Source organism: Mesorhizobium sp. B2-3-10 (assembly GCF_006442275.1).
Classification (GTDB): Bacteria; Pseudomonadota; Alphaproteobacteria; order Rhizobiales; family Rhizobiaceae; genus Mesorhizobium; species Mesorhizobium australicum.
The window spans coordinates 314,131-336,157 of the sequence record NZ_VFVT01000007.1; the positions used below are offsets into that span (position 1 = coordinate 314,131).

Consider the following 22,027-nt stretch of genomic DNA (forward strand, 5'->3'; position numbering starts at 1 on the left):
ACCCCTCAGGCCCACTCGCCCTTGCGCATCACCGGCACGCGGCTGCCATCCTTGGCGACGCCGTCAATGTCGATCTTGTCCGACCCGATCATCCAGTCGATATGGATGAAGCTCTTGTTGCCGCCGCGCGCCGCGATTTCGTCCTGGCTGAGCGAGGCGCCGTCGACGAAGCATTTCGAATAGCATTGGCCGAGCGCGATGTGGCAGGCGGCGTTTTCGTCGAACAGCGTGTTGAAGAACAACAGGCCGCTGGCCGAGATCGGCGAGGAATGCGGCACCAGCGCCACTTCGCCCAGCCGACGCGCGCCCTCGTCGGTGTCGAGCACCTTCTTCAGCACGTCCTCACCTTTCGAAGCCTTGGCCTCGACGATCCTGCCGCCCTCGAAGCGCACCGAGATGTCGTCGATCAGCGTGCCTTGGTAGGACAGCGGCTTGGTCGAGGAGACATGGCCCTCGACGCGCCGCGCATGCGGGGTGGTGAAAACTTCCTCGGTCGGGATGTTGGGATTGCAGGTGATGCCGTTCTTGGCGGTCGAGGCGCCGCCCATCCACTCATGGCCATCCGCCAGCCCGACCGTCAGGTCGGTGCCCGGTCCAGCGAAATGCAGGGCATGGAAATCATGGCCGTTGAGCCATTCGGTGCGGCCGCGCAGCGCCGCATTGTGCGCCGTCCAGTTGCCGATCGGGTCTTCCACATCCACCCGCGAGGCGGCGAAGATGGCGTCGGCGAGCTTCGCGACCGCCACGTCGTCGGCATCGCCGGGGAAAACCTGCCTGGCCCAGGCCAGATCCGGATAGGCGACGATGTTCCAGTTGATGTCGAAGCCGGTGATCTTCTCCAGCGCCGGCTGGTAGGCCATTGAATTGGCCTTGTTGGCGCGCGCCACCTTCGCCGGATCCTGCGCCGACAGGAGCGACGGATCCTCGCCGCGCACGGCAAGCCGGGCTGCGTTGTTGGAGAAGGCCTTAGCCATGCCTTCGTAGAGCCAGCCGGCGGCATGGTCGAAGCCAGCATCGGCGCCGAAGCGGTAGCGCGCCAGCGTCATCTCGTCATCGTTGAAGATCGGCGTCACCAGCCCGGCACCGGCCTTGTAGGCGTGTTCGACGATGCGCCTGGTCAGCGGCAGGGCCGCGATCGACGATGTCAGCACCAGGTCCTGTCCGGGCTGCAATTGCAGCCCCACCTTGATGGCGACTTCCGCCAGCCTGTCGAGCTTCACCGGGTCGATCGTTGCGGAAACGCCGCGCGAATGTGTGGTCATGATCCTGCCTGTCGTCTTGGGATGTTTGATTGAACATAGACCGGTGCCGCGGTGCTTTCCACCGTGATCGTGCCGCTGGGCTCCGCGACCGACGATCCGAACCGCGCCATCGTCGCCGCGATCTCTTCCTTGATCCAGATCATGAAGTCCCGGACCTTGCGGCTCTCGGCCTTGGTGGCGGAGGTCACCAGCCAGTAGCCGAGGCCGCTCTGGGCGCGAATTCCGAACGGCGCCACCAGGCGCCCGTCGGCCAGCGCATCGGCCGTCAGCAATTGCCAGCCGAGCATCACGCCATGGCCGGCGATCGCCGATTCCAGGCACAGCATCGGGTCGGTGAAGCTTGCGCCTTTCTGGAAGGTAACGGGTTGAACGCCGGCGGCCGCGAACCAGCTTTCCCAGTTGATCATCGCCCGCTCGTCGGTGATGGCGCAGGTCTGGGCGAGGTCGCAGATCGACGTTAGTTTTCTGGCAATCCCGGGCGCGCAGACCGGGAAGACTTCCTGCGCCAAAAGCAGCTCCGCCTTTCCACCCGGCCATTTGCCGTCGCCAAGCCGGATGGCAATGTCGACGTCCGAGTGATCGAGATTGGCCAGCCGCACTGAAGCGTCGATACGCAGCAGCACGTTGGGATGCCGGTCGAAGTGCCGCGACAGCCGTGGCAGCAGCCATTTGGAGGCAAAGGCCGGTGCCGCCGAAACGACCAATGTGCACTGGCTGGCTTCGTCGGCCAGTGCCACGGCCTGGGCAAGCTCGCGAAATCCAGTGCCAAGGCGGGCCGCGAAGACGGCGCCGAATTCGGTCAGGACCAGGCCGCTTGTGGTGCGCTCGAACAGTGCCTGGCCGAGCTGTTTTTCGGTGCGGCTGATCTGCTGGCTGACGGCGCTGACGGAAACATTGAGTTCTGCGGCGGCGGCGGCGAGCGAGCCGAGACGGGCGACGGTTTCCACGGCGCGAAGGCCGTTGAGATGAACGCGGTTGAGCATGGCCATTTGAGATTTTCTAAACCGATCCGGCCGAAATCTCAATTGAAAGGGATATCGAAACGGCAGACCTTATGGGTGGAAACAGGCCCATGGAGCCGGAAATGCTGAGCATGTTGCTGAAGGCCCTGGTCGCGGCCACTTCGCCGGATGACACGCGCTGCGACTTCGATACGCTGAGTTGGCTGACCGATCCGCTTGCCCATCCCGCGCTGGATGTAATGTCGGAGCGCGAACTCGGTGATGTGCCGTTCCGGTTGACGGCGCGCCGGACCGCCTATGAGACCGTTTCACCGAGCGCCGGTTTCGGCGATCGCTGCTGAGCGCGCGATCGCGATCAGGGCACTGGCCCAACACGAGGCGGATTGTTTCACCCGCTCGCACATCTATTGTGCACTGCAATGACTTCGCCCCAATCGACAGCGCTGCGTTACGCCTTCGCCGGCATGATCGCCATGGCCGTCGCCATGGGCATCGGCCGCTTCGTCTACACGCCGATCCTGCCTGGCATGATGGAGGAACTGCATCTGTCGCCGGCCAATGCCGGCTGGATCGCCTCGGCGAATTATCTGGGCTATCTCGTTGGCGCGTTGGTGGCGGCGGGCAGCTGGGCACATGGACGCGAGCGTTTGCTGATGCTGGGCGCCCTCGGTGCCAGCGCCGTGCTGGCCGCCTCGATGGGGCTGACCGACGCCATGGCCGCCTTCGTCGCCATTCGTTTTCTGGCCGGTCTGGCGAGCGCTTTCGTCATGGTGTTCATGGCCAGCATCGTTTTCAGCCATATCGCGGCCGCCGGGCGCGGCGACCTGCAGGCCTGGCATTTCGGCGGCGTCGGCCTCGGCATAGCGATATCGGCGGCGATGATGGCGGTGCTGGTCACCGAACATGCCGGCTGGGCGCAGGGCTGGCTGTGGTCGGGGGCGATTTCGGCTTGCGGCTTCGTCGCCGTGGTGCTGCTGGTGAACCAGGGGCCGCTCACCAACGGCGAGGTCCGCCGTGAACCGGCGCTGCCGAAGGATCGGTCGCTGATGAAGGTGATCGTCGCCTATGGGCTGTTCGGTTTCGGCTATGTGGTGACGGCGACCTTCCTCGTGGCCATCGTGCGCCAAGGCGGCGGCAGCCGCGTCTTCGAGGCCATGGTGTGGATGGTTGCCGGCCTTGCCGGTTTCCCTTCGGTCTGGCTGTGGCAGAAGATAGCGGCGCGGATCGGGCTTTATGCCGCCTATGCCTTGGGATGCTTCGTCGAAGTTGTCGGCGTTACCGCGAGCGTCGCCACCGGCGGGCGCATGGGGCCGCTGCTTGGTGGCGTGCTGCTCGGCGGCACGTTCATTGCCATCACGGCACTTGGCCTGCAGGCCGCCCGGCAGCAGGCCCCAGCGTCGCCCCGGCGCATCTTTGCCCTGATGACCGCCTCCTTCGGTCTTGGCCAGATCATCGGCCCGATCGCCGCCGGACTTTTGGCGCAGGCATCGGGCGATTTCTTCCTCGCCTCCATCGTCGCCGCGGCCGTCCTGGTCGTCTCCGGCGCCGTCACGTGGTCCGCTGCGCCAAAATCGCCATGATTTGTGGTCTTGCTCTGCACCGGCATCGGGCAGGCATTTTCTTTCCCCCTAATGTGTGACCTTATGCCGGCTCAAACCTGCTGATTTGCGCATCGATCGAGGAATTCGCCACAGTGTTCGTATCCTTCTTCCCGCAGCCGAAGCTGTTCTTCTCTTCGGCCGCCATCTGGAGCCTTGCGGCAATCCTGTTCTGGTTTTTCGGCGGGGAGCAATTGGGAGCGGTTTTCGGCATGCCGCCTGCTGCTCCCGGAGCGCCACCCATCATCGGCATCGCCATTCTCGTATCGAAGCCATTCCTCTGGTTTTATATCTACTTCACGCTTTGCGTGGCCATCTTCTACGCGTTCTGGAGTTGGTATTCGCCGCACCCATGGCAGCGCTGGTCGATCCTGATGACGGCGGTCATCCTGTTCTTCATCTATTTCAACGTGCAGGTCAGCGTCGCCGTCAACGCGTGGTACGGCCCGTTCTTCGACTATGTACAGGGGCTGATGTCGGGGACCGGAAAGTCGACGAACGCCGAGTTCTACACCGGATTGGCCGACTTCTCATGGCTGGCCCTGGTCGGCATGAACGTGCAGGTGGTCAACGCCTTTATCGTCAGCCACTGGATCTTCCGCTGGCGCACAGCCATGAACAACTACTTTATCGAGAACTGGAGCAGGCTGCGCCATATCGAGGGCGCTTCGCAGCGCATCCAGGAAGATACGATGCGGTTCTCGCAGATCATGGAGGATCTCGGTTCCAGCTTTGTCCAGTCGATCATGACCCTGATCGCCTTCCTGCCGGTGATGATCCAGTTGCAGGCCCACATCAGCGAACTGCCGATCATCGGCGCGATCCCGCAGCCATTGGTGGTCGCGGCACTTGCCTGGTGTCTGTTCGGCACGATCTCGGTGATGATTGCCGGCATGAAGCTTCCCGGCCTGCAGTTCCGCAACCAGCGCGTCGAAGCCGCTTACCGCAAGGAGCTGGTCTATGGCGAGGATCATGCGGACAGGGCGCAACCCGCCACCACCGCCGAGCTGTTCGCCAATGTCCGGCACAATTATTTCCGGCTCTATTTCCACTACATCTATTTCAACGTCGTCCGGTACACCTACCTTCAGGCCGACAACATTTTCTCGCTGCTGATCCTGGGCCCGTCGCTGGTCGCGCACAAGATAACGTTCGGCGCGCTGAATCAGATATCGAACGCGTTCGGCAAGGTGACGGGTTCGCTGCAGTTCCTGCTTACCTCATGGTCGACCATCGTCGAGCTGCAATCGGTGCACAAACGCCTGCGCGCCTTTGAGGCGACGCTGCAAGGCGAGCCGTTGCCCGACATCGACCAGCGCTATCTGGCAAGGCAAGGGGCCGGGGATCCGGCCTAGGAATGCTCTGACGAAACGCCGGTTGGCGGCTCAGCCGCCAACCGGCGCCTGCTTCTGGCCGCCATCCTGCCGCGAGATGTAATCGCGAAAGCTGATGCACTCGACATCTGATTTGACGCAGACTTCGCCGGCAAAATGCTCCAGCGCATTCCAGTAGGCGCCGTCATTCATCAGCGTGAAGTGGAAGCCGAGTTCCAGCGGAAGGCGCTTGCCCCGATATTGCGCGTCGAAGGCGGCGCGAAACGCCTGATAGGTCCGGTCCGCGAACTCGCCGGCGTTGCTCGGCCGCTCGAAGCCGCCGGAATGGCGGACGTACAGATTGTAGTCCATGGCGATCACCGGCCGTGATTTCGGCCCTTCGGGAATCTGCGGCAGGGAAAAGCGGGTGACGCCGCCAACGGTCGGCGGCAGGGCAGGACCCATTGAAACGCCGCTGGCGTCGAACCGATAACCGGCTGTCGGGAGTGCCTCGTAAAGCGCCTTGCCGGTCGACAGATAGGGCGCCCGGAAACCCGCCACCGCATGCCGCGCGAATTCCCGCCAGCCCTCGGGTTCGGGCCCAATGCCGTTGATCGCATAGGCGTTCTCAAAAATGTGCTCGAAGGAGGCGAACTCTTTCAGCCAGTCGGCCTTGCTCCAGTCCTTGCCGTCGAAATGGCCGCAGGCGTGGCTGGCAATGTCGTGACCCTCATGGGCGGCGAGGCCGATCTGTTCCAGCCGCTCTGCCACGTCCTGCCTGGAGGCGGCGAAGCCGATGTTGGATTTGCCCGCCGTCTTGCCAGGCGCGGTGTATTGGCCGCGTGTCTCGGGCGACAGCAGGAAGACGCAGGACAGGAAATAGGTGAAATGCGCGCCGGTGCGCTGGGCCAGCGCCCGGCTGCGCTTCCACTGCGAGATGTCGCGCGCGCTGTCGAAGGAGATGATCACGATCTGCTTCGGCCTTGCCGGTGCTGGTGGCGCGGGCGGATCGGCCAGGGCCGCGCCGGCGGTGGCGAGTGAGGCAAGCGAGAACAAAACAACGCGGGACAAACAAGGCATTGGCAAATTCACGGGCTCCGGGTGTCGGCAAGCCGGCTATCGCCCAAATGTGGCGCCGGTGCGATTGGGGAATTCGTGGGTTGCCCCCCGGGACGAACATTGGTTTGTCCCGGGGACAAACATTGGTTTGCGCCGGGGACAAACATTTGTTTGCCCCAGGAATAGCCGATTTTCCGGCCGAACCCCTTCCATGCCGACAAAATTTCGCTAAAACGCGGGCTCATGAACCGCCCCGGCCCCGGGGCAGGAATGGTTTTGATTGATGTCCGACGACAGTTTTATTCGCGAAGTCAATGATGAGATGCGTCGCGAGCAGGCGCAGAAGCTGTGGGACCGTTTTGGCCCGGCCTTGCTTGTCACTGCGGTGCTTGTGGTGCTCGGCACCGCGGCCTTCGTCGGCTATCGCTATTGGGACGAGACGCGCGCCAATCGCTCCGGCGATGCCTTCTCGCAGGCGCTGAAGCTCGCCAATGACGGTAAGAACGATGACGCGCTGGCCGCGCTCGATCAGCTGGAAAAGGATGGCTACGGCGCCTATCCGCTGCTCGCTCGCATGCGTGCCGCGACGGTCAAGGCCAACAAGGGCGACGTCGATGCCGCCGTCAAGGACTTCGACGATGTCGCCGCCGACACCGCCATTCCCCAGGGCCTGCGCGACATGGCGCGGCTGAGGGCGGCGTTCCTGCTCGTCGATCATGGCTCCTTCGCCGACGTGTCGAGCCGCGTCGAGGCGCTGACGTCGGACACCAACACGCTGCGCCACAGCGCGCGCGAGGCGCTTGGCCTTGCCGCCTGGAAGGAAGGCAAGACCCAGGATGCGCTGAAGCTGTTCGATCAGATCGCCGCCGATGATGGCGCCCCGCGCAACACGCGCGAGCGGGCGACCTTGATGTCCGAGCTGATCCGCGGGTCGGGCAGTGCATCGTGACCCCTTGCCCAAGGCGCGCAGCGGTTTGGCACCACGACATGCGTGGAAGATGTAGGGTCGGATGACATTCAAAGTCGCCATCATCGGCAGACCTAACGTCGGCAAGTCGACGCTTTTCAATCGGCTGGTGGGAAGAAAGCTGGCGCTCGTCGACGACACGCCGGGCGTGACCCGTGACCGCCGCGTCCACGCCGCCAAGCTTTACGATCTGCATTTCGATGTCATCGATACCGCGGGCTTCGAGGACGCCGGCGCTTCGACCTTGCCAGGCCGCATGCGCGCGCAGACCGAAATCGCCATCCGCGAGGCGGATCTGATCTTTTTCACCATCGACGCCAAGTCCGGCCTGCTGCCGGATGACAGGACCTTTGCCGAGATCGTGCGAAAATCCGGCAAGCCGGTCGTGCTGGTCGCCAACAAGGCCGAGGCGAAGGGCGCCCAGGGCGGCATGCTGGAGGCCTGGGAACTTGGCCTTGGCGAACCGATCCCGGTTTCTGCCGAGCACGGCCAGGGCATGCCCGACCTGCGCGACGCCGTGATCGAAGCGCTCGGCGAGGGGCGCGCCTTCGGTGAAGACGAGGATACAGACGACGAAGAGGCCGCCGCCAGCGAGGTGCTGATCGGCGAGGACATCGCCGATCCGGACGCCGAGCCATCCTATGACGATACCAAGCCGATGCGCATCGCCGTCGTCGGCCGGCCGAACGCCGGCAAATCGACCTTGATCAACGCGCTGATCGGCGAGGAGCGGCTGCTGACCGGACCGGAAGCCGGCATCACCCGCGATTCCATTTCGGTCGACTGGGACTGGCGCGGCCGCCGCATCAAACTGTTCGACACCGCCGGCATGCGCCGCAAGGCCAGGATCCACGAAAAGCTGGAAGTGATGTCGGTGCAGGATGGCCTGCGCGCCATCCGTTTCGCCGAGATCGTCATCATCGTACTCGACGCCACCATTCCCTTCGAGAAGCAGGACCTGCAGATCGCCGATCTGATCATCCGCGAGGGCCGGGCACCGGTGATTGCCTTCAACAAATGGGACCTGATCGACAACCCGCAGGAACTGTTGGCCGAACTGCGCGAGAAGACCGAGCGGCTGTTGCCGCAGGCGCGCGGCATCCAGGCCGTGCCGGTCTCGGCCGAGACCGGACGCGGCCTGAACAAGCTGATGGATGCGGTGTTGAGAACGCACAAGGTCTGGAACAGCCGTGTTTCGACCGGCAAGCTCAACCGCTGGCTTGAAGCCATCCTGACGCATCACCCGCCGCCCGCCGTCGCCGGACGCCGGCTGAAGGTCAAATACGTCACCCAGGCCAAGACCCGGCCGCCGGGCTTCGTGGTCCAGTGTTCACGGCCGGACGCGATGCCGCAAAGCTATGTCCGTTATCTCTCCAACAGCCTGCGCGAAGCCTTCGACATGCCGGGCGTGCCGATCCGCATCGCGCTGCGCACTTCGGACAATCCGTTCGCCGGCCGCGCGAAGAAGCGTTAACCATAGGGGCGGCGACCCCCTCCGCCGACAGCTGCGGCTAAGCGACTTTCAGCAGGTTCTCTTTCATTTCGGCGCCCTCGGGCAACGCTTCGAACGCCGATTGCAGCAGGATGCCGGCCAGCCGCGCCGCGACCGGATCGAGCTCGGCGTCCTTCTGATGCAGATGCAGCGCCATCTTCGGCAGCGGCGGCAGTCCTAGCATTCCGGGCGCGAGCGCCCGGACATTCGCGGGCAGGCCGATATCGGTGCGGATCGTCAGCCCGAGGCCCGCCGCCACCGCAGCCCATATGCCGCCAAGGCTGGGGCTGGAGAACGCCATCCGCCAGGGCCGCCCGGCACGATCCAGCGTCTCGGTCGCCACGGTGCGCAGCAGGCAAGGCGCCTCGAACACGACCAGCTGCAGCGCCTCGCCGTCGTGGGGGCCCGCCTCCATCGGTTTCGACGGGCCGATCCAGCGCGCCTGCACGTCGGCGACATGCCGGCTATACGGCAGCGTCGTACCATCATGCCAGGCGAGCGCAATGTCGAGGTTGCCGGAGAGGACACGCTCGGCCAATTCGTGGCTACGTCCAATCCGTGCTTCGATCCGAACCTTAGGGTGGGCGCGAGCGAAGCGACCGAGCACTTCCGGCAACACGGCCTCGCCGAAATCCTCCTGCAGGCCGAGCCGCACCCAGCCCTCCAGTTCGATGTCGCGGATTGCCAGGGCGGCCTCGTCATTGAGCTCGATCAGGCGCCGCGCATAGCCGAGCATCGTCTCGCCGGCTTCGGTCAGTGACAGGCCGCGCCCCGCTTTGCGGAAGATCGGCGTATCGGCCTGCTCTTCCAGTTTCTTCAGCTGCGCGCTGACGGCGGAGGTCGAGCGGCCAAGCCGCTCAGCTGCCCTCGCAAAACTTCCCAGGTCCATGCCGGTGACGAAAGTCCTCAGCACGTCGAGATCGAAGGTGACGCGGCGCATAAGATCATCCCTATTTTCAGGATTATTGATCAAAATATTCCTGATTTTATGGATGAAGCTATGGCGCTATATGCCTCCCGTCAAGGCCGCTCGGCCGGCGTCACGGGAATGGAATCATGTCTGCCACCGTCATTCGCAACGATTGCCAGCTATCCGGGCGAGGCATCGCCGCGGCCGGCCGGACCTTCGGCCCCAACCACCGCTGGAAGGTTCTTGGCATCGGGGTTGCCGCGAATGCCGGTTTCTCGGCCACTTTCTCCGGCATACCGGCAACGGCGGTCGTGCTTCGCCAGGGCTATCATTTGAGCAATGCCGAGCTTGGCCTGGCCCTCGGTCTTCTTGGACTGGGGGTTGCGCTCAGTGAGCTGCCATGGGGCCTGCTCACCGACCGCTGGGGGGATCGCCGCGTGCTTCTGATCGGCCTCGGTGCAACGGCGGCCTGGCTGCTTGCGATGGCGATGCTCGTCGTGCCGACAAGCTCAAGCATTCCCGATGTCACGTTGCTGGCGGCAAGCCTGCTCGTCACGGGATTGCTCGGCGGCAGTGTCAATGGCTCGAGCGGCCGCGCAATCATGGCCTGGTTCCGGCAGAATGAGCGTGGTTTTGCCATGAGCATCCGGCAGACGGCGGTGCCGCTTGGTGGCGGCCTTGGCGCGCTCGTCCTGCCTTCGCTTGCCCTGGCTTTCGGTTTCGCCGCGGTGTTCGGGCTTCTGGCGGCGGCATCCGCTCTCTCCGCCCTGTTCGCCTGGCGTTGGCTGCACGAACCGCCGATGGCGGGCGACGCCGTCTCATCTGATGTGGCCGGACCGGCACCGTTGCGCAACATCGAGGTCTGGCGCATCTCGACCGCCATCGGCCTGCTCTGCTTTCCGCAGGTGGCGGTCCTCACTTTCGCATCGGTGTTCCTGCACGACTTTGCCGGGCTTGGCACGACGGCGATCAGCGCCAGCCTCGCCGCTGTACAGGTCGGCGCCATGGTCATGCGCGTCTGGAGCGGCCGCTTTACCGACCGCCACGGCAACCGCCGTCAATTTCTTCGCTTGTGCAGTGCGCTGAGCGCGCTGGCCTTCGTGGTGCTCTGGTTGCTGGTTCTGGCCGCTCCCGCAACGCCTTGCAGCCAACCTTTCCTGATCGCTGTCCTGCCCCTGGTGCTTGTCGTTGCCGGCATCTCGGTCTCCGCCTGGCACGGCGTTGCCTATACCGAGCTTGCCACGCTTGCCGGTGCATGCCATGTCGGAACCGCACTCAGCCTTGCCAACAGCTTTGTCTTCGTCGGCTTCTTCCTGGTTCCGGTGGCCATTCCAGGGCTGCTGCACCTCTGGTCATGGCCCGGCGTGTGGCTGTCGGCAGCCGCCTGCGCCCTGGTCGCCTGGCCGATCTTCCTGCCGCGGACCTGAGCCTCCCGCCGCAAAATCGCCCGACTTCGAACCCACGACCTCTAGCCGACCGAGAAAACCTGACCGACCTCGTTAACGTCCCATCAAGGTTAATGCATCATTTTGCTCTCCAGTGGGGTCAGTTGCGTTCCTGGAGAGAGTTCCGTGCATCGACGTGTCTTGAAGCGGCTGATGGCCGTCGCCGGTGAGAAACGCAGCCTTGTGTCTCCGTTCATCATTGGTCTCGGTATCTGGATCGGCTTTCCGACCGTCGCTGCCTACCAGGACATGACCAGCCTCGTTTCCGGCCTTGAATCGCCGACCACGCGCTGGAATTCCTATGTCGAGAAATCCGTCGCCGGTTCGGTCCACGCCGCCGAGATGCCGTTCGTCGATTCCGACATCACCAGCTCGATCTCGGGTTCCGGTGTTCGCCTTCCCGGTGTCGGCGCCGTCTCGTTTCGCGGCAAGGGCGGCAAGGTCAGCGGGTCGCCCGACGAGGATCGCGTCGTGCGCGCCGACAAGAAGGGCCGCATCGTCCAGGTCTCTCCCGTGGCGCCACCGAAGAACTTCAATGCCGGCTCGATCTTCCAGCGGACCTCCTCGCTGATGCGGCCGAGCATGGACGGCGATCTGAAAATGGCCTTCGCCAAGCCGCGGATCAAAGGCAAGGAAATCCAGATCGCCGCGGCATTCCATGCGCGTGAGGACAAGAAGCCGGATCCCGGCGTGCCGGCCATGCTTGCGGCCCTGGTCAACAACGACCATCCCGATGTGCTGGCGACCGCCTATGCGCAATCCGCGCCGGACTATGCCAAGGCCTCGCCCTTTGAAGCCCTGCTTCAGGATGAAGAGCCCAACAGCGGCCGCTTCATTCCGCCGATGGCCAAGGGCGACCATTCGTGGATCCAGAATCCGCTTCCGGCCAGCGTCTTCTCCAAGCCGGAGCAGAAGTGCCTGGCCAACGGCATCTATTTCGAGGCCCGCGGCGAAGCAGTGCGCGGTCAGGCCGCCGTTGCCCAGGTGATCCTCAACCGGGTCCGCAATCCCGCCTATCCCAATTCGATCTGCGGCGTCGTCTACCAGAACGACAGCTGGCTCAACCGCTGCCAGTTCTCCTTCGCCTGCGACGGCAGGAAGAAGCGCATCGACAATCCGGTCGCCTACAAGACCGCTCAGGATGTCGGCATGGCCGTCACCGCTGGCAAGATCTTCATTCCGGAAGTGGGATCGTCGACCCACTACTATGCCAATTACGTCCATCCCGGCTGGGCCCGCACGATGCAGAAGATGACCAAGATCGGCCTGCATATCTTCTACCGGACCTATGGTGGTGGCTGGAGCTGAACGGTCCGCCGCCCGCCCGTCTTTTCGCACGGTCGCACGGTCGATCGGAGAGACATTGTCGGGGGGATTCGCGCGGCGCATCCCGCCGATCGCAAAGGGCACGATGTCGCACCTTTCTAACCGATTGATTTTACTAGCTAAAATACACAGCGCGGAACTTCCCTCCGTGGCTTGACGGGCGCAAACCCTCTAACTATGTTGCCGGCGACTTTAGAAGCGGACGGACGGTGACGGTCTGCCCGGGCAGGGGGGTTGCGATGGCCGAGAAAAACAGGCCAGACGGAACCGGAGAAACCGGCCGCGGCAAGCAGCATGACCCCGAAATCCGCGACGACGATCTTGAGCGACGTCGGCGTGAACTTGGAGCATCGCTTGCGACAAGGCTGCCGAACCGGCTCGAGGGGAAAGACGACGCGAAACCAGTGACCGGATACGGTCAGGCGATCAAGCTATCCAGCGAGTTTATCGCCGGGGTGGTGGTAGGCGCCGGCATCGGCTGGATCATCGACCGTATGGCGGGGACATCGCCGTGGGGTCTGATCATTTTCCTGCTGCTTGGTTTTGGCGCCGGCGTGCTCAATGTCATGCGTTCAGCTGGCGTTGTGGCGGAATTCGGACAGGGCGATAAATCGCGTCCTGACCGAGGCGACAGCAAATAGCCGCCCTGGCGCGGCAATGGTAATTTAGCCGTGCGCGGCATTGACGGGGTTTGAACGTGGCAGCTGACAAGGTCGATCCGATCCACCAGTTCCATATCATCAAGCTGGTTCCGATCGAGATCGGCGGCTATGATCTGTCCTTCACCAATTCCGCGCTGTTCATGGTCGCGACCGTGGTCATTGCCGCGGCCTTCCTGTACCTGACGACGTCGAGCCGCAGCCTGGTTCCCGGCCGGCTGCAGTCGGTCTCCGAAATGGCCTATGAATTCGTCGGCAACATGCTGCGCGATGCCGCCGGCACGCAGGGCATGAAATTCTTCCCCTTCGTGTTCTCGCTGTTCATGTTCGTGCTGGTCGCCAATCTGCTCGGCCTGTTCCCGTATTTCTTCACCATCACCAGCCACATCATCGTCACCTTCGGTTTGGCCATCATGGTGATTGGCACCGTGATCGTCTATGGATTCATGAAGCATGGCCTTGGCTTCCTGAAGCTGTTCGTGCCGAAGGGCGTGCCCCTCCTGATGATGGTGCTTGTCGTTCCGATCGAGGTGATTTCCTTCGTGTCGCGCCCGGTCAGCCTCTCGGTTCGTCTGTTCGCAAACATGCTCGCCGGCCACATCACGCTGAAGGTTTTTTCGGGATTTGTGGTCAGCCTCAGTGCGCTGGGTGCGCTCGGCATTGCGGGATCGATCCTGCCGCTGGCCATGGCGGTGGCGTTGACGGCGCTCGAATTGCTGGTGGCGCTGTTGCAGGCCTATGTCTTTGCGGTGCTGACCTGCATGTATCTCAACGACGCCCTCCATCCTTCGCACTAATCAGGTTTCCGGCACGACGCCGGATGGAATAGCAACGGAATTTTCAGATCCAAAGGAGTTGAACAAATGGACGCAGAAGCAGCAAAGTACATCGGCGCCGGCATCGCTTGCCTGGGCATGGGTGGCGCGGGCATTGGCCTGGGCAACATCTTCGGCAGCTACCTCTCGGGCGCGCTGCGCAATCCGTCGGCCGCCGACGGCCAGTTCGGCCGCCTGATTTTCGGCTTCGCCGTGACCGAAGCTCTGGGCATCTTCTCGCTTCTCATTGCGCTGCTGGCCCTGTTCGGCTGAGTACTGAGAAGATTGGACAGGTCGGCCGCGCAAGCGGCGGGCCTGATATCTGGGGATAGTCCATGTTCGTGACATCTGCCTTCGCGCAAGAGTCCGCGCCACCAGCCGACACCAGCCACGCTGCGACCGGAGGAGACACGCATTCCGGCACCAGCGTGCCTGCCGAAGCGCACGGCACGTTTCCGCCATTCAATCCGGAGACGTTTCCGTCGCAGCTTCTGTGGCTGGCGATCACGTTCGGGCTGTTCTACCTGTTCCTGAAGCGGGTCGTGATGCCGCGCGTCGGCGGCATCATCGATGTCCGCAACGACCGCATCAGCCAGGATCTCGACCAGGCGGCCAAGTTGAAGGGCGAGGCCGACGCCGCCGTTGCCGCTTACGAACAGGAACTGGCGGAAGCCAAGAAGAACGCGAACTCGATCGGCCAGCAGGCCAGCGATGCGGCGAAGGCGGAAGCCGACACCGCGCGCAAGAAGATCGAGGCCGCGCTCGATGAGAAGCTTGGCGAGGCCGAGGCACGCATTTCTTCCATCAAGGCCAATGCCATGAAGGAAGTCGGCAGCATCGCCGAGGATACCGCTTCGGCGATCGTCGAGGCACTCGTTGGCGGCAAGGCCAGCAAGGCCGAGATCGCGGCCGCGGTCAAATCCGTGGCCCGGTGAGGAGCGCATCATGGACGCTACATCTCTCGCAACGCTCTGGGCCACGATTGCCCTGATCATCTTCCTGGCCATCGCCATCTACATCAAGGTGCCCGGCATGATCGCCAAGGCGCTCGACGCCCGCGCCGCCAGGATCAGCAGTGAGCTCGACGAGGCCCGCAAGCTGCGCGACGAAGCCCAGCAACTGCTCGGCCAATACAAGAAGAAGCGCAAGGAAGCCGAGCAGGAGGCCGCCGACATTGTAGCGGCCGCCAAGCGTGAGGCCGAACTGCTGGCTGCCGACGCCCACAAGAAGACCGAGGACTACGTTGCCAGGCGCACCGCGCTTGCCGAGCAGAAGATCGGCCAAGCCGAGCGTGACGCGGTTGCCGAAGTGCGGGCCAGCGCCGTCGATATAGCCGTCGAGGCGGCACGCGCATTGCTCGCCGCCAAGGTTGACGCTAAGGCCGGAGCCGACCTGTTCAGGTCCGCGCTGCAGGATGTGAAGGCCAAGCTGAACTGAGCGTTCTTCAGTCGCTGACACGAAGCCGCCCGGGCAACCTGGCGGCTTTTTTGTTTGGGAGAAAGCGGCGCGTCAAAGCGGCCAATCTCCGCCCTCGTGGGGAAGATGGAATTGCCACTGCCGTCGCCCTACTCCAGCCCGGCCAAGCTCTCTTCCTCAACCACTTCAGTCCCGCCCAGCCGAAACGGCGCAAACGAGGTGCGATGCAGCCGAGCCACTGGCCCATGCGCCTCGATCGCCGTGCGGTGCCGGACCGTGGCGTAGCCCATATGGACTTCGAAGCCGTAGCGGCCGTGATGATTGCCGCAGCCGCGCATCATGCGGTCGCGCATGACCTTGGCGACGATCGAGGCTGCGGCGATCGATTGGGAGCGCTGGTCGCCCTTGATCAGCGCGCGCCCCTCGCAGGGCAATCCCGGCGGCACGTCGCGCCCATCCGCGAGCGCGAGCTTAGCCTGCACCGGCAGCCCGACCAGTGCGCGGCGCATCGCTTCGAGGCTCGCCTTGAGGATGTTGCTGCCATCGATGCCCTCGGCGCTGATCGAAGCCATCGAGACGCCGAGAGCGGAGCCGATGATGTGCAGGAACAGCGCTTCGCGCTGCAGGTGGCTAAGCCGCTTGGAATCGTCGAGACCCTCTGGAATATTGGCGGGGTCGAGCACCACTGCCGCCGCGACCACGGGACCCGCGAGCGGGCCGCGGCCGGCTTCGTCCATCCCCGCGACCGGCCACAAACCATCGGCCATCGCCTTCGTCTCGAAGGAGAAATCGGGTTTCTCGACGATTTCGAAGAGAGGCGGAGAATCAGAACGCGCGCGAGCCATGTTGCGGCGAGGTTCGCATCGGCTCCGATTCTCCGCAAGTCCCTCCGGGTCGGGTGGGGCGCCGGACCGGGAGGGCACCGTCTGCAGGCCGGGGCAGGCCGGACGGGATTTCTTTGCCACGGCGGCAATGAACAGCCGAGGCGATTTTCGGTTCAGAGCAGCATCAACTGCTCCTGGTCCTTGCCGGCAGCGACGAACTGGTCGGTCCGCAGCGTACGCCGCTCGGCATTGAGGCCGAGCCGCTTTGCGGTGATTTCGAAGCGCCGGCCGATCTGCCAGGCATAGGGTCCGGCGCCCTTCATGCGCTTGCCCCATTCCGAATCGTAGTCCTTGCCGTCGCGCATCGAACGGACCAGCGACATGACGTGGCGGTAGCGGTCGGGATAGTGGCGCAGCAGCCAGTCCTTGAAGATCGGGCTGACCTCCAGCGGCAGGCGCAGCACCACATAGCCGGCTTCGCGCGCCCCGGCATGGTGCGCCGAGTCGAGGATGCGTTCCATCTCCTGGTCGGTCAGGCCCGGAATGATCGGCGCCACCATCACCGAAGCGGGGATACCGGCATCCGAAAGCTGCCTGATCGCCTCCAGCCGCTTGGTCGGCGTCGATGCCCGAGGTTCCATCGTCCTGGCCAGCATGCGGTCAAGCGTCGTCACCGACAGCGCCACCTTGGCCAAGCCCCGCTCCGCCATGCGCGACAGAATGTCGATGTCGCGCACGACCAGGGCTGACTTGGTGACGATGCCGACCGGGTGGCCGCGCGCCTCCAGCACTTCGAGGATTTCGCGCATGATCCGGTACTGCTTCTCGATCGGCTGGTAGGGATCGGTGTTGGTGCCGATGGCGATGGTGCGCGGCTGGTAGCCATCCTTTGACAATTCCTTGTCGAGCAGGCGTGCCGCGTCGGGCTTGGCGAACAGCTTGGATTCGAAGTCCAGGCCCGGCGACAGGCCCATGAACGAGTGTGTCGGCCGCGCGAAGCAATAGACGCAACCGTGTTCGCAGCCGCGATAGGGATTGATCGACCGGTCGAAGGAGATGTCGGGCGATTCGTTGCGGGTGATGATGGTGCGCGGCTTTTCCACCTGCACCTCGGTCTTGAAGGGAGGAAGTTCCTCCAGCGAACTCCAGCCATCGTCGAAGACATGCCGGCTGACAGGTTCGAACCGACCGGACGGATTGATGCCTGCCGACCGGCCGCGGTTGCGGTCCGGACGGACCCGCATGCCGCTCTGCTCGATCATCGCGTTGGCCATTTCGGCTCGCCCTGCTCCGAAGGCAGCAATGTCGGCTCGCATGATCGGTTCCATCTTCGCCCGCTCCCAGGGACTGTCCATGTTGTGTCGAATCGCTCTGCTCATGAAACTATTCCTATTTTGTCGATGAGAACAAATCAAGAACTTTCTATGGTGCGCTGCAAAAACTGGCGCCGACCAACGCTTTCCGCTATTCGGCTAACCATGCTCAGTGTTCTGATTGAAACGCACAATGACGAGGAGGGTCTCGCCCGTACGCTGTCGACGCTGATTGGCGGCGCGGTCGAGGGCGTGGTGCGCGAGGTTGTCGTCTGCGACACGGGCTCCAGCGACCAGACGCATCGCGTCGCCGAGCATGCCGGCTGCCACTATGTGGGGAGCGGCGGCATCGCCGCCGGCATCCGCCAGGCCAAGGGTGACTGGCTGCTGTTTCTCGAACCGGGTGCCAGGCTGGTGGAGGGCTGGATCGACGCCGTCGTCGCCCATACGGCCAGGCAGACGATGGCGGCCCGGTTCTCGCGGGCGCGGGGCAGCCGTCCACCGCTCCTGGCCCGGGTCTTTTCGGCAAACCGCGCGCTCGCCGACGGACTGGTGATCAGCAAGCGACAGGCGGCATCTCTGTCCAAGAATGCCGGCAGCGCCGAGGCATTGGCACGCGGTCTGGCGACAAAGAAACTCGACGCCGAGATCTGGGCGGCGCCGCCCAGGCACGAGCGCCGCCCTTCGAGGTGATTTTTGCAGGTGCTCTGTTCATTGTACGTCATGCCGGAATGACAGGCACCGACGCTGTGTCGGCGCTGTCATCACACCCCGAGGATCACCATGGATCTTTCGACCCCTGACAAATCCGGCACTGCCAGTCTCGAACCTGCGCCGCATTGCCGATGTCGTCAGCCTGGCTAACAGGACCTGAAGCCGACACTTTGCCTAGGCTTTTACGGGGCCGATTTGCCGCGCCGCAGATGCTCGTCCAGGCGCGGCATGATCTCGACGAAGTTACAGGGCATGTGCCGGTAATCGAGCTGTGGCTCGAGGATGCCGTCCCAGGCGTCCTTGCAGGCGCCGGGCGATCCCGGCAGCACGAAGACGAAGGTGGCGTTGACGACACCGCCGGTCGCCCGGCTCTGGATAGTCGAGGTGCCGATCTTGTCATAGGAAATGCGGTGGAACACTTCCGAAAATCCGTCCATGCGCTTTTCGAAGATCGGCTCCAGCGCCTCGGGCGTCACATCGCGTCCGGTAAAACCGGTACCGCCAGTGGTGATCACGACGTCGATGGCCTTGTCCCGCGACCACGCCAGAACGGCGTCGCGGATTTTTTCGCGGTCGTCGGTGACGATATCGCGGGCGGCCAGGATGTGGCCGGCCTTGGTAATGCGATCGGCCAGTGTCTGGCCGGATTTGTCGTCGGCCAGGCTGCGTGTGTCGGAAACAGTCAGCACCGCGATGCGCACCGGAATGAAGGCACGGCTCTCGTCAATTCTGGCCATCTCGCCCAGCCTCCGACGCCATGCTGCGCGTTGCCGCGACGAACCAGTCGGGCTGGCGGTCGCGGATCTCGGCCGCCGCGCGCTTGGCGACATTGCCGGTCTCGAACAGGCCGAAGCACGTCGCGCCCGATCCGGACATTCGTGAAAAGCCCGATCCGGCCTTATCAAGCCATGAAAGCGCCCTGCCGATGGCGGGCTGCATCGCAAGGGCTGGCCGCTCGAGATCGTTGCGGGTGATTTCCAGCCAGTTGCGCAGGCTGTGAAAATCGATACTGCGCGGCAGCGGCGGCAGCGGCTCATTATCGCGATGCGAAAGTGCGGCGAAGATTTCCGCCGTCGAGACCGGCACACCCGGATTGACCAGCACGAGACCCAGTGCTGAAAAATCCGGCACCATCGACAGTTCCTCACCGATGCCGCGCGCGACCAGCGGCTTTGCCGCCAGGCACATCGGCACATCGGCGCCAAGCGAAAGACCGATCCGCGCCAGTTCGGCGCTATCGAGCTCCAGCCCCCAGCTCTCGGTCAGCCCGCGCAGCACGGCCGCTGCGTCGCTCGACCCTCCGCCCACGCCGGATGCGACCGGAAGGTTCTTTTCGAGCCTGATGCTTACCGGCGGCGTGCTCCGAACGCCGGCGGCCTGCCGCACGGCGTCGCGGCCCTTCAGCACAAGATTGCCGCCATCGAGCGGCACGTCCGCCGCATAGCGGCCGGACACGCTGAACTCATCGGCGTCGGCCGGCGCGATCTCGATCCTGTCGCCAAAGCGCGTGAACACAGCCAGGCTTTCGATGAGATGATAGCCGTCGGCGCGCCTGCCGGTGACGTGCAAAGCTAGGTTTATCTTGGCGGGTGCGGCCCATGTCCGGACACGCTGACCGGATTCCGCAGTCTCGATTGCGAGTGAAATGAGGGTCAGTCCTTGGCCAGCCGGTATTCGCCGGTCTGCGGATCCTTGACCAGCGTTCCCATCGCGCCGTTGGCCGCCTGTTTTTCGGTGCGCCGCACCTTGGCCGTCACGCGTTCAGCCTCGCGCACGAAGGTGCGGTAACCGAAATAGGCGGCGACGCCGACGACGGCGAAAAAAATGAGCTGCGGCATGTCAAACTCCTACCACGCTGGGCCGGTAAGACCGGCCGGTCGGGTCTTTCGGGCAACCATGCTAGACGCTTTCATGGCTTTTTCAAAGCCCGAAGCGCGCCCACGACGCGCGCTCTTCCGCCGCATTGATGACGCCGCTGGCGGCAGCCGCCGCGATATCGGGCGCCGAAAAGCCCTTGCTCGAGCCGAACAGGCCAAAGCGGCCGAACAAACCGCGCGGCGCCGCCACCAGCCTGAGCTGGGTCTTCGGCCCGAAGCGGGTCTTCAGCACCGTGCGCATGTCGCCCAGCGCATCGACGAGGCCGAGCTCCAGGCCTCGCTTGCCGGTCCAGAACAGCCCGGTGAACAGGTCTGGATCGTCCGCCAGCTTCGTACCGCGCCGCTCCTTGACCAGATCGATGAAGGTCTCGTGCACTTCGAGCTGCAGCACCTTGAGCCGCTCGACGTCTTCCTTCTTCTCGGGCTTGAACGGATCGAGCACCGCCTTGTTCTGGCCGGCGGTGTGGACACGGCGCTCGACACCGATCTTCTTCATCAGTTCCGGGAAACCGAACGAGGCCGACACCACGCCGATCGAGCCGACGATGGAGGAGGGATCGGCGAAGATTTCATCGCCGGCGACCGCGATCATGTAGCCGCCGGACGCCGCGACATCCTCGACGAAGACCAGGACCTTTTTATTCTTCTCGACCGCAAGGTCGCGGATGCGCTTGAAGATCAGCCGTGACTGCACCGGCGAGCCGCCCGGCGAATTGATCGAGATCGCGACCGCCGGCGCCTCGAAGGAAAACGCCTTTTCGATCAGTCCGGCGGTGGAAGCAAGCGACAGGCTCGGCCGGAACTGGCCTCCGCCGGCCATGATGGTGCCGTGCAGTCGGATGACCGGAACGGTGACGACGGAGGAGCGCCAGGACTTCGGCAGCAGGCGGTTGAAAAGACGTTTCACGATGGCGTGGTCTCCGGCGATGGTTGCAGGCATGTAGGGATTTCCCGGCCAACGGCAATGTGTAGGCCGCCAACAGCTCAGTCTCCGAACAGCGAGGCGAGCCCGTTGGTGATCATTTCGCTGCGCTCGTCGGGGCCGTTGCCCGATCGCGCGTGAAGCATCAGGGGCGGACGGATGGCGAGCTTTCCTCGTGCCCCAAGTGCTGCCCGCACGATAATGCGGATTGCGGCCGCGTCCGGGCGAGGGTGCACGGCGAGCATCTCGGCTTCGCCGAAGCGGCCTGAAATCGCGTCGAGAATGGCGCCGAGCTGTTCGGGCCGGGCGATGACGGCAAGCCCGCCACGCGGCCTGACAACCGCCGCCGCACTGCGGATCCAGCTTTCGAACAGTCCGTCCTCCATGACATGCGCTTCCTTTCTTAGCGGCTCGGGAGTGGCGCGGTCCCGTGCGGCGTTGAAAGGCGGGTTCATGATGACGAAGTCGAAATCATTGTCGGCAAGGCCGGTGGCGGCCCGGGCGCGGCCCGACACGGTGACATCGGCGACGAGCACGGCAGCGCGATCGCTGAGGTGCGCGTTGCCCGGATGGGCAAGCGTGGCTGCCGCGAAGGCCGCCATCTCAGGCGCGCGTTCGACCAGCACAGCCTGGGCACCCGGACAGCGCGACAGCACCGCAAGACCGGCAGCACCGGCGCCGGCCCCGAAATCGGCGAGCCGTCCGCCAAACGAGGACGGTACGGATGCGGCCAGCATCATTGCATCCATCCCGGCGCGATGGCCGCCATGCTTGGGCTGCACGAGCCAGAACCGGCCGCGGTGGAACGCGTCGACCGTGTGGGCCGGCGTATCCGGGACAAGGGCGGCTGGCGCGGCCGACATTATTTCCCCCGGATCTCGTTGGCGATGCCGGCATCGGTCAGGATGCGGCGCGCGGCGTCGGCCTGGTCGGCATCCACCATGACGCGTCGCGGCAGGATACCAAGCGAGCCGTCGAGCACGCTCATGTTCTGGTCGGCGACGAAGCAGCCGATCCCGGCATCGCGCATCAGCGATTCGACAAAGGAGATGATGACGGCGTCGTTGGTGCGGATGAGCTCTATCATCGCAAGAAACTCGCAGGTTGCGGCGTGCATGTAAACGTGCGGCCGCATTCCCGCATTTCCCGGCGT

Annotated in this window: 25 protein-coding genes; 13 read left to right on the plus strand and 12 right to left on the minus strand. The window is 64.1% G+C overall.

Annotation, left to right across the window (positions count from 1 at the left end):
- Positions 1–5: 5 nt before the first annotated feature.
- Both FJ943_RS21745 and FJ943_RS21750 read right to left on the minus strand, forming a co-directional pair.
- Positions 6–1,262 carry an aminopeptidase gene (locus FJ943_RS21745; protein WP_140724705.1) on the minus strand — a complete coding sequence of 419 codons (1,257 nt, stop codon included), beginning with the start codon at positions 1,260–1,262 and terminating at the stop codon, positions 6–8.
- Positions 1,259–2,251: a LysR substrate-binding domain-containing protein gene (locus FJ943_RS21750; protein WP_140715072.1), complete on the minus strand. Its 993-nt coding sequence runs from the start codon at positions 2,249–2,251 to the stop codon at positions 1,259–1,261. Before FJ943_RS21750 ends, FJ943_RS21745 begins: the two co-directional genes overlap by 4 nt.
- Before the next feature lie 95 nt (positions 2,252–2,346).
- Between FJ943_RS21750 and FJ943_RS21755 the strand changes: the two genes are divergently transcribed.
- The 3 genes from FJ943_RS21755 (at position 2,347) to sbmA (ending at position 5,177) form a co-directional block, all read left to right on the plus strand.
- A complete protein-coding gene (locus FJ943_RS21755) occupies positions 2,347–2,565 on the plus strand; it encodes a hypothetical protein (RefSeq protein WP_140715070.1) in 219 nt (72 codons plus the stop codon).
- 78 nt (positions 2,566–2,643) lie between these two features.
- The gene (locus FJ943_RS21760) at positions 2,644–3,804 is read left to right on the plus strand and encodes a YbfB/YjiJ family MFS transporter (RefSeq protein ID WP_140724708.1); all 1,161 of its coding nucleotides are present in this window, start codon (positions 2,644–2,646) and stop codon (positions 3,802–3,804) included.
- Between the two features lie 113 nt (positions 3,805–3,917).
- The gene (sbmA, locus tag FJ943_RS21765; protein ID WP_015318863.1) at positions 3,918–5,177 is read left to right on the plus strand and encodes a peptide antibiotic transporter SbmA; all 1,260 of its coding nucleotides are present in this window, start codon (positions 3,918–3,920) and stop codon (positions 5,175–5,177) included.
- 30 nt (positions 5,178–5,207) lie between these two features.
- Here the strand turns inward: sbmA and FJ943_RS21770 are convergent, their stop codons facing one another.
- Complete coding sequence (locus tag FJ943_RS21770; RefSeq protein WP_181174601.1) at positions 5,208–6,221, minus strand: polysaccharide deacetylase; 1,014 nt, start codon at positions 6,219–6,221, stop codon at positions 5,208–5,210.
- 256 nt (positions 6,222–6,477) lie between these two features.
- Between FJ943_RS21770 and FJ943_RS21775 the strand changes: the two genes are divergently transcribed.
- Together FJ943_RS21775 and der are read left to right on the plus strand one after the other, a co-directional pair.
- The gene (locus FJ943_RS21775) at positions 6,478–7,143 is read left to right on the plus strand and encodes a tetratricopeptide repeat protein (RefSeq protein WP_140724715.1); all 666 of its coding nucleotides are present in this window, start codon (positions 6,478–6,480) and stop codon (positions 7,141–7,143) included.
- A 61-nt stretch (positions 7,144–7,204) separates the two neighbouring features.
- Entirely contained in the window at positions 7,205–8,635 is a 1,431-nt protein-coding gene (gene der, locus FJ943_RS21780) for a ribosome biogenesis GTPase Der (RefSeq protein WP_140724718.1), read from the plus strand.
- Between the two features lie 37 nt (positions 8,636–8,672).
- Here the strand turns inward: der and FJ943_RS21785 are convergent, their stop codons facing one another.
- The gene (locus FJ943_RS21785) at positions 8,673–9,593 is read right to left on the minus strand and encodes a LysR substrate-binding domain-containing protein (RefSeq protein WP_140724721.1); all 921 of its coding nucleotides are present in this window, start codon (positions 9,591–9,593) and stop codon (positions 8,673–8,675) included.
- A gap of 116 nt (positions 9,594–9,709) precedes the next feature.
- Here FJ943_RS21785 and FJ943_RS21790 point away from each other — a divergent pair, with 116 nt between their 5' ends.
- From FJ943_RS21790 to FJ943_RS21820, 7 genes are all read left to right on the plus strand, one after another.
- Positions 9,710–10,990, plus strand: a complete 1,281-nt coding sequence (locus tag FJ943_RS21790) for an MFS transporter (RefSeq protein WP_246671915.1) — start codon at positions 9,710–9,712, stop codon at positions 10,988–10,990.
- A 144-nt stretch (positions 10,991–11,134) separates the two neighbouring features.
- Positions 11,135–12,316: a cell wall hydrolase gene (locus tag FJ943_RS21795; protein WP_140724724.1), complete on the plus strand. Its 1,182-nt coding sequence runs from the start codon at positions 11,135–11,137 to the stop codon at positions 12,314–12,316.
- A gap of 257 nt (positions 12,317–12,573) precedes the next feature.
- Positions 12,574–12,975, plus strand: a complete 402-nt coding sequence (locus FJ943_RS21800) for an AtpZ/AtpI family protein (RefSeq protein WP_140724727.1) — start codon at positions 12,574–12,576, stop codon at positions 12,973–12,975.
- 56 nt (positions 12,976–13,031) lie between these two features.
- A complete protein-coding gene (locus FJ943_RS21805; protein ID WP_140617330.1) occupies positions 13,032–13,790 on the plus strand; it encodes a F0F1 ATP synthase subunit A in 759 nt (252 codons plus the stop codon).
- Between the two features lie 66 nt (positions 13,791–13,856).
- Complete coding sequence (locus tag FJ943_RS21810; RefSeq protein WP_013896722.1) at positions 13,857–14,081, plus strand: F0F1 ATP synthase subunit C; 225 nt, start codon at positions 13,857–13,859, stop codon at positions 14,079–14,081.
- A 62-nt stretch (positions 14,082–14,143) separates the two neighbouring features.
- Positions 14,144–14,743, plus strand: a complete 600-nt coding sequence (locus FJ943_RS21815) for a F0F1 ATP synthase subunit B (RefSeq protein WP_140724730.1) — start codon at positions 14,144–14,146, stop codon at positions 14,741–14,743.
- 10 nt (positions 14,744–14,753) lie between these two features.
- Positions 14,754–15,245: a F0F1 ATP synthase subunit B gene (locus tag FJ943_RS21820; RefSeq protein ID WP_015318854.1), complete on the plus strand. Its 492-nt coding sequence runs from the start codon at positions 14,754–14,756 to the stop codon at positions 15,243–15,245.
- A gap of 128 nt (positions 15,246–15,373) precedes the next feature.
- Here FJ943_RS21820 and FJ943_RS21825 read toward each other — a convergent pair whose 3' ends face one another.
- Both FJ943_RS21825 and FJ943_RS21830 read right to left on the minus strand, forming a co-directional pair.
- Positions 15,374–16,069 carry a ribonuclease HII gene (locus tag FJ943_RS21825; protein ID WP_140724732.1) on the minus strand — a complete coding sequence of 232 codons (696 nt, stop codon included), beginning with the start codon at positions 16,067–16,069 and terminating at the stop codon, positions 15,374–15,376.
- 152 nt (positions 16,070–16,221) lie between these two features.
- Complete coding sequence (locus FJ943_RS21830) at positions 16,222–17,376, minus strand: PA0069 family radical SAM protein (RefSeq protein ID WP_041163509.1); 1,155 nt, start codon at positions 17,374–17,376, stop codon at positions 16,222–16,224.
- A 150-nt stretch (positions 17,377–17,526) separates the two neighbouring features.
- On the opposite strand from FJ943_RS21830, the gene FJ943_RS21835 reads away from it, so the two are divergent.
- Positions 17,527–18,054 carry a glycosyltransferase gene (locus FJ943_RS21835; protein ID WP_140724735.1) on the plus strand — a complete coding sequence of 176 codons (528 nt, stop codon included), beginning with the start codon at positions 17,527–17,529 and terminating at the stop codon, positions 18,052–18,054.
- A gap of 203 nt (positions 18,055–18,257) precedes the next feature.
- Here the strand turns inward: FJ943_RS21835 and moaB are convergent, their stop codons facing one another.
- The 6 genes from moaB to FJ943_RS21865 all read right to left on the minus strand — a co-directional run bounded on the left by moaB (position 18,258) and on the right by FJ943_RS21865 (position 21,961).
- Positions 18,258–18,812, minus strand: a complete 555-nt coding sequence (gene moaB / locus FJ943_RS21840) for a molybdenum cofactor biosynthesis protein B (RefSeq protein WP_140724738.1) — start codon at positions 18,810–18,812, stop codon at positions 18,258–18,260.
- Positions 18,799–19,722, minus strand: a complete 924-nt coding sequence (locus tag FJ943_RS21845) for a 4-(cytidine 5'-diphospho)-2-C-methyl-D-erythritol kinase (protein WP_181174608.1) — start codon at positions 19,720–19,722, stop codon at positions 18,799–18,801. Before FJ943_RS21845 ends, moaB begins: the two co-directional genes overlap by 14 nt.
- A gap of 5 nt (positions 19,723–19,727) precedes the next feature.
- Complete coding sequence (locus tag FJ943_RS21850) at positions 19,728–19,913, minus strand: membrane protein (RefSeq protein ID WP_015318848.1); 186 nt, start codon at positions 19,911–19,913, stop codon at positions 19,728–19,730.
- A gap of 82 nt (positions 19,914–19,995) precedes the next feature.
- On the minus strand, positions 19,996–20,859 hold the full coding sequence (locus FJ943_RS21855; RefSeq protein ID WP_140724898.1) for a S49 family peptidase: 864 nt from the start codon (positions 20,857–20,859) through the stop codon (positions 19,996–19,998).
- A 77-nt stretch (positions 20,860–20,936) separates the two neighbouring features.
- Positions 20,937–21,737 carry a methyltransferase gene (locus tag FJ943_RS21860; RefSeq protein WP_015318846.1) on the minus strand — a complete coding sequence of 267 codons (801 nt, stop codon included), beginning with the start codon at positions 21,735–21,737 and terminating at the stop codon, positions 20,937–20,939.
- A complete protein-coding gene (locus FJ943_RS21865) occupies positions 21,737–21,961 on the minus strand; it encodes a DUF2007 domain-containing protein (protein WP_015318845.1) in 225 nt (74 codons plus the stop codon). Before FJ943_RS21865 ends, FJ943_RS21860 begins: the two co-directional genes overlap by 1 nt.
- Between the last annotated feature and the right edge of the window lie 66 nt (positions 21,962–22,027).

What these genes read in the sequence shown, in the direction of transcription:
- FJ943_RS21825 (WP_140724732.1), bottom strand. Translation starts at nt 16,069, where the DNA reads ATGGCTCGCGCGCGTTCTGATTCTCCGCCTCTCTTCGAAATCGTCGAG.
- FJ943_RS21755 (WP_140715070.1), top strand. Translation starts at nt 2,347, where the DNA reads ATGCTGAGCATGTTGCTGAAGGCCCTGGTCGCGGCCACTTCGCCGGAT.
- FJ943_RS21830 (WP_041163509.1), bottom strand. Translation starts at nt 17,376, where the DNA reads ATGGAACCGATCATGCGAGCCGACATTGCTGCCTTCGGAGCAGGGCGA.
- FJ943_RS21835 (WP_140724735.1), top strand. Translation starts at nt 17,527, where the DNA reads ATGCTCAGTGTTCTGATTGAAACGCACAATGACGAGGAGGGTCTCGCC.
- FJ943_RS21760 (WP_140724708.1), top strand. Translation starts at nt 2,644, where the DNA reads ATGACTTCGCCCCAATCGACAGCGCTGCGTTACGCCTTCGCCGGCATG.
- FJ943_RS21865 (WP_015318845.1), bottom strand. Translation starts at nt 21,961, where the DNA reads ATGATAGAGCTCATCCGCACCAACGACGCCGTCATCATCTCCTTTGTC.
- FJ943_RS21750 (WP_140715072.1), bottom strand. Translation starts at nt 2,251, where the DNA reads ATGGCCATGCTCAACCGCGTTCATCTCAACGGCCTTCGCGCCGTGGAA.
- moaB (WP_140724738.1), bottom strand. Translation starts at nt 18,812, where the DNA reads ATGGCCAGAATTGACGAGAGCCGTGCCTTCATTCCGGTGCGCATCGCG.
- FJ943_RS21790 (WP_246671915.1), top strand. Translation starts at nt 9,710, where the DNA reads ATGTCTGCCACCGTCATTCGCAACGATTGCCAGCTATCCGGGCGAGGC.
- FJ943_RS21810 (WP_013896722.1), top strand. Translation starts at nt 13,857, where the DNA reads ATGGACGCAGAAGCAGCAAAGTACATCGGCGCCGGCATCGCTTGCCTG.
- FJ943_RS21815 (WP_140724730.1), top strand. Translation starts at nt 14,144, where the DNA reads ATGTTCGTGACATCTGCCTTCGCGCAAGAGTCCGCGCCACCAGCCGAC.
- FJ943_RS21860 (WP_015318846.1), bottom strand. Translation starts at nt 21,737, where the DNA reads ATGTCGGCCGCGCCAGCCGCCCTTGTCCCGGATACGCCGGCCCACACG.
- FJ943_RS21745 (WP_140724705.1), bottom strand. Translation starts at nt 1,262, where the DNA reads ATGACCACACATTCGCGCGGCGTTTCCGCAACGATCGACCCGGTGAAG.
- der (WP_140724718.1), top strand. Translation starts at nt 7,205, where the DNA reads ATGACATTCAAAGTCGCCATCATCGGCAGACCTAACGTCGGCAAGTCG.
- FJ943_RS21850 (WP_015318848.1), bottom strand. Translation starts at nt 19,913, where the DNA reads ATGCCGCAGCTCATTTTTTTCGCCGTCGTCGGCGTCGCCGCCTATTTC.
- FJ943_RS21785 (WP_140724721.1), bottom strand. Translation starts at nt 9,593, where the DNA reads ATGCGCCGCGTCACCTTCGATCTCGACGTGCTGAGGACTTTCGTCACC.
- FJ943_RS21775 (WP_140724715.1), top strand. Translation starts at nt 6,478, where the DNA reads ATGTCCGACGACAGTTTTATTCGCGAAGTCAATGATGAGATGCGTCGC.
- FJ943_RS21820 (WP_015318854.1), top strand. Translation starts at nt 14,754, where the DNA reads ATGGACGCTACATCTCTCGCAACGCTCTGGGCCACGATTGCCCTGATC.
- FJ943_RS21800 (WP_140724727.1), top strand. Translation starts at nt 12,574, where the DNA reads ATGGCCGAGAAAAACAGGCCAGACGGAACCGGAGAAACCGGCCGCGGC.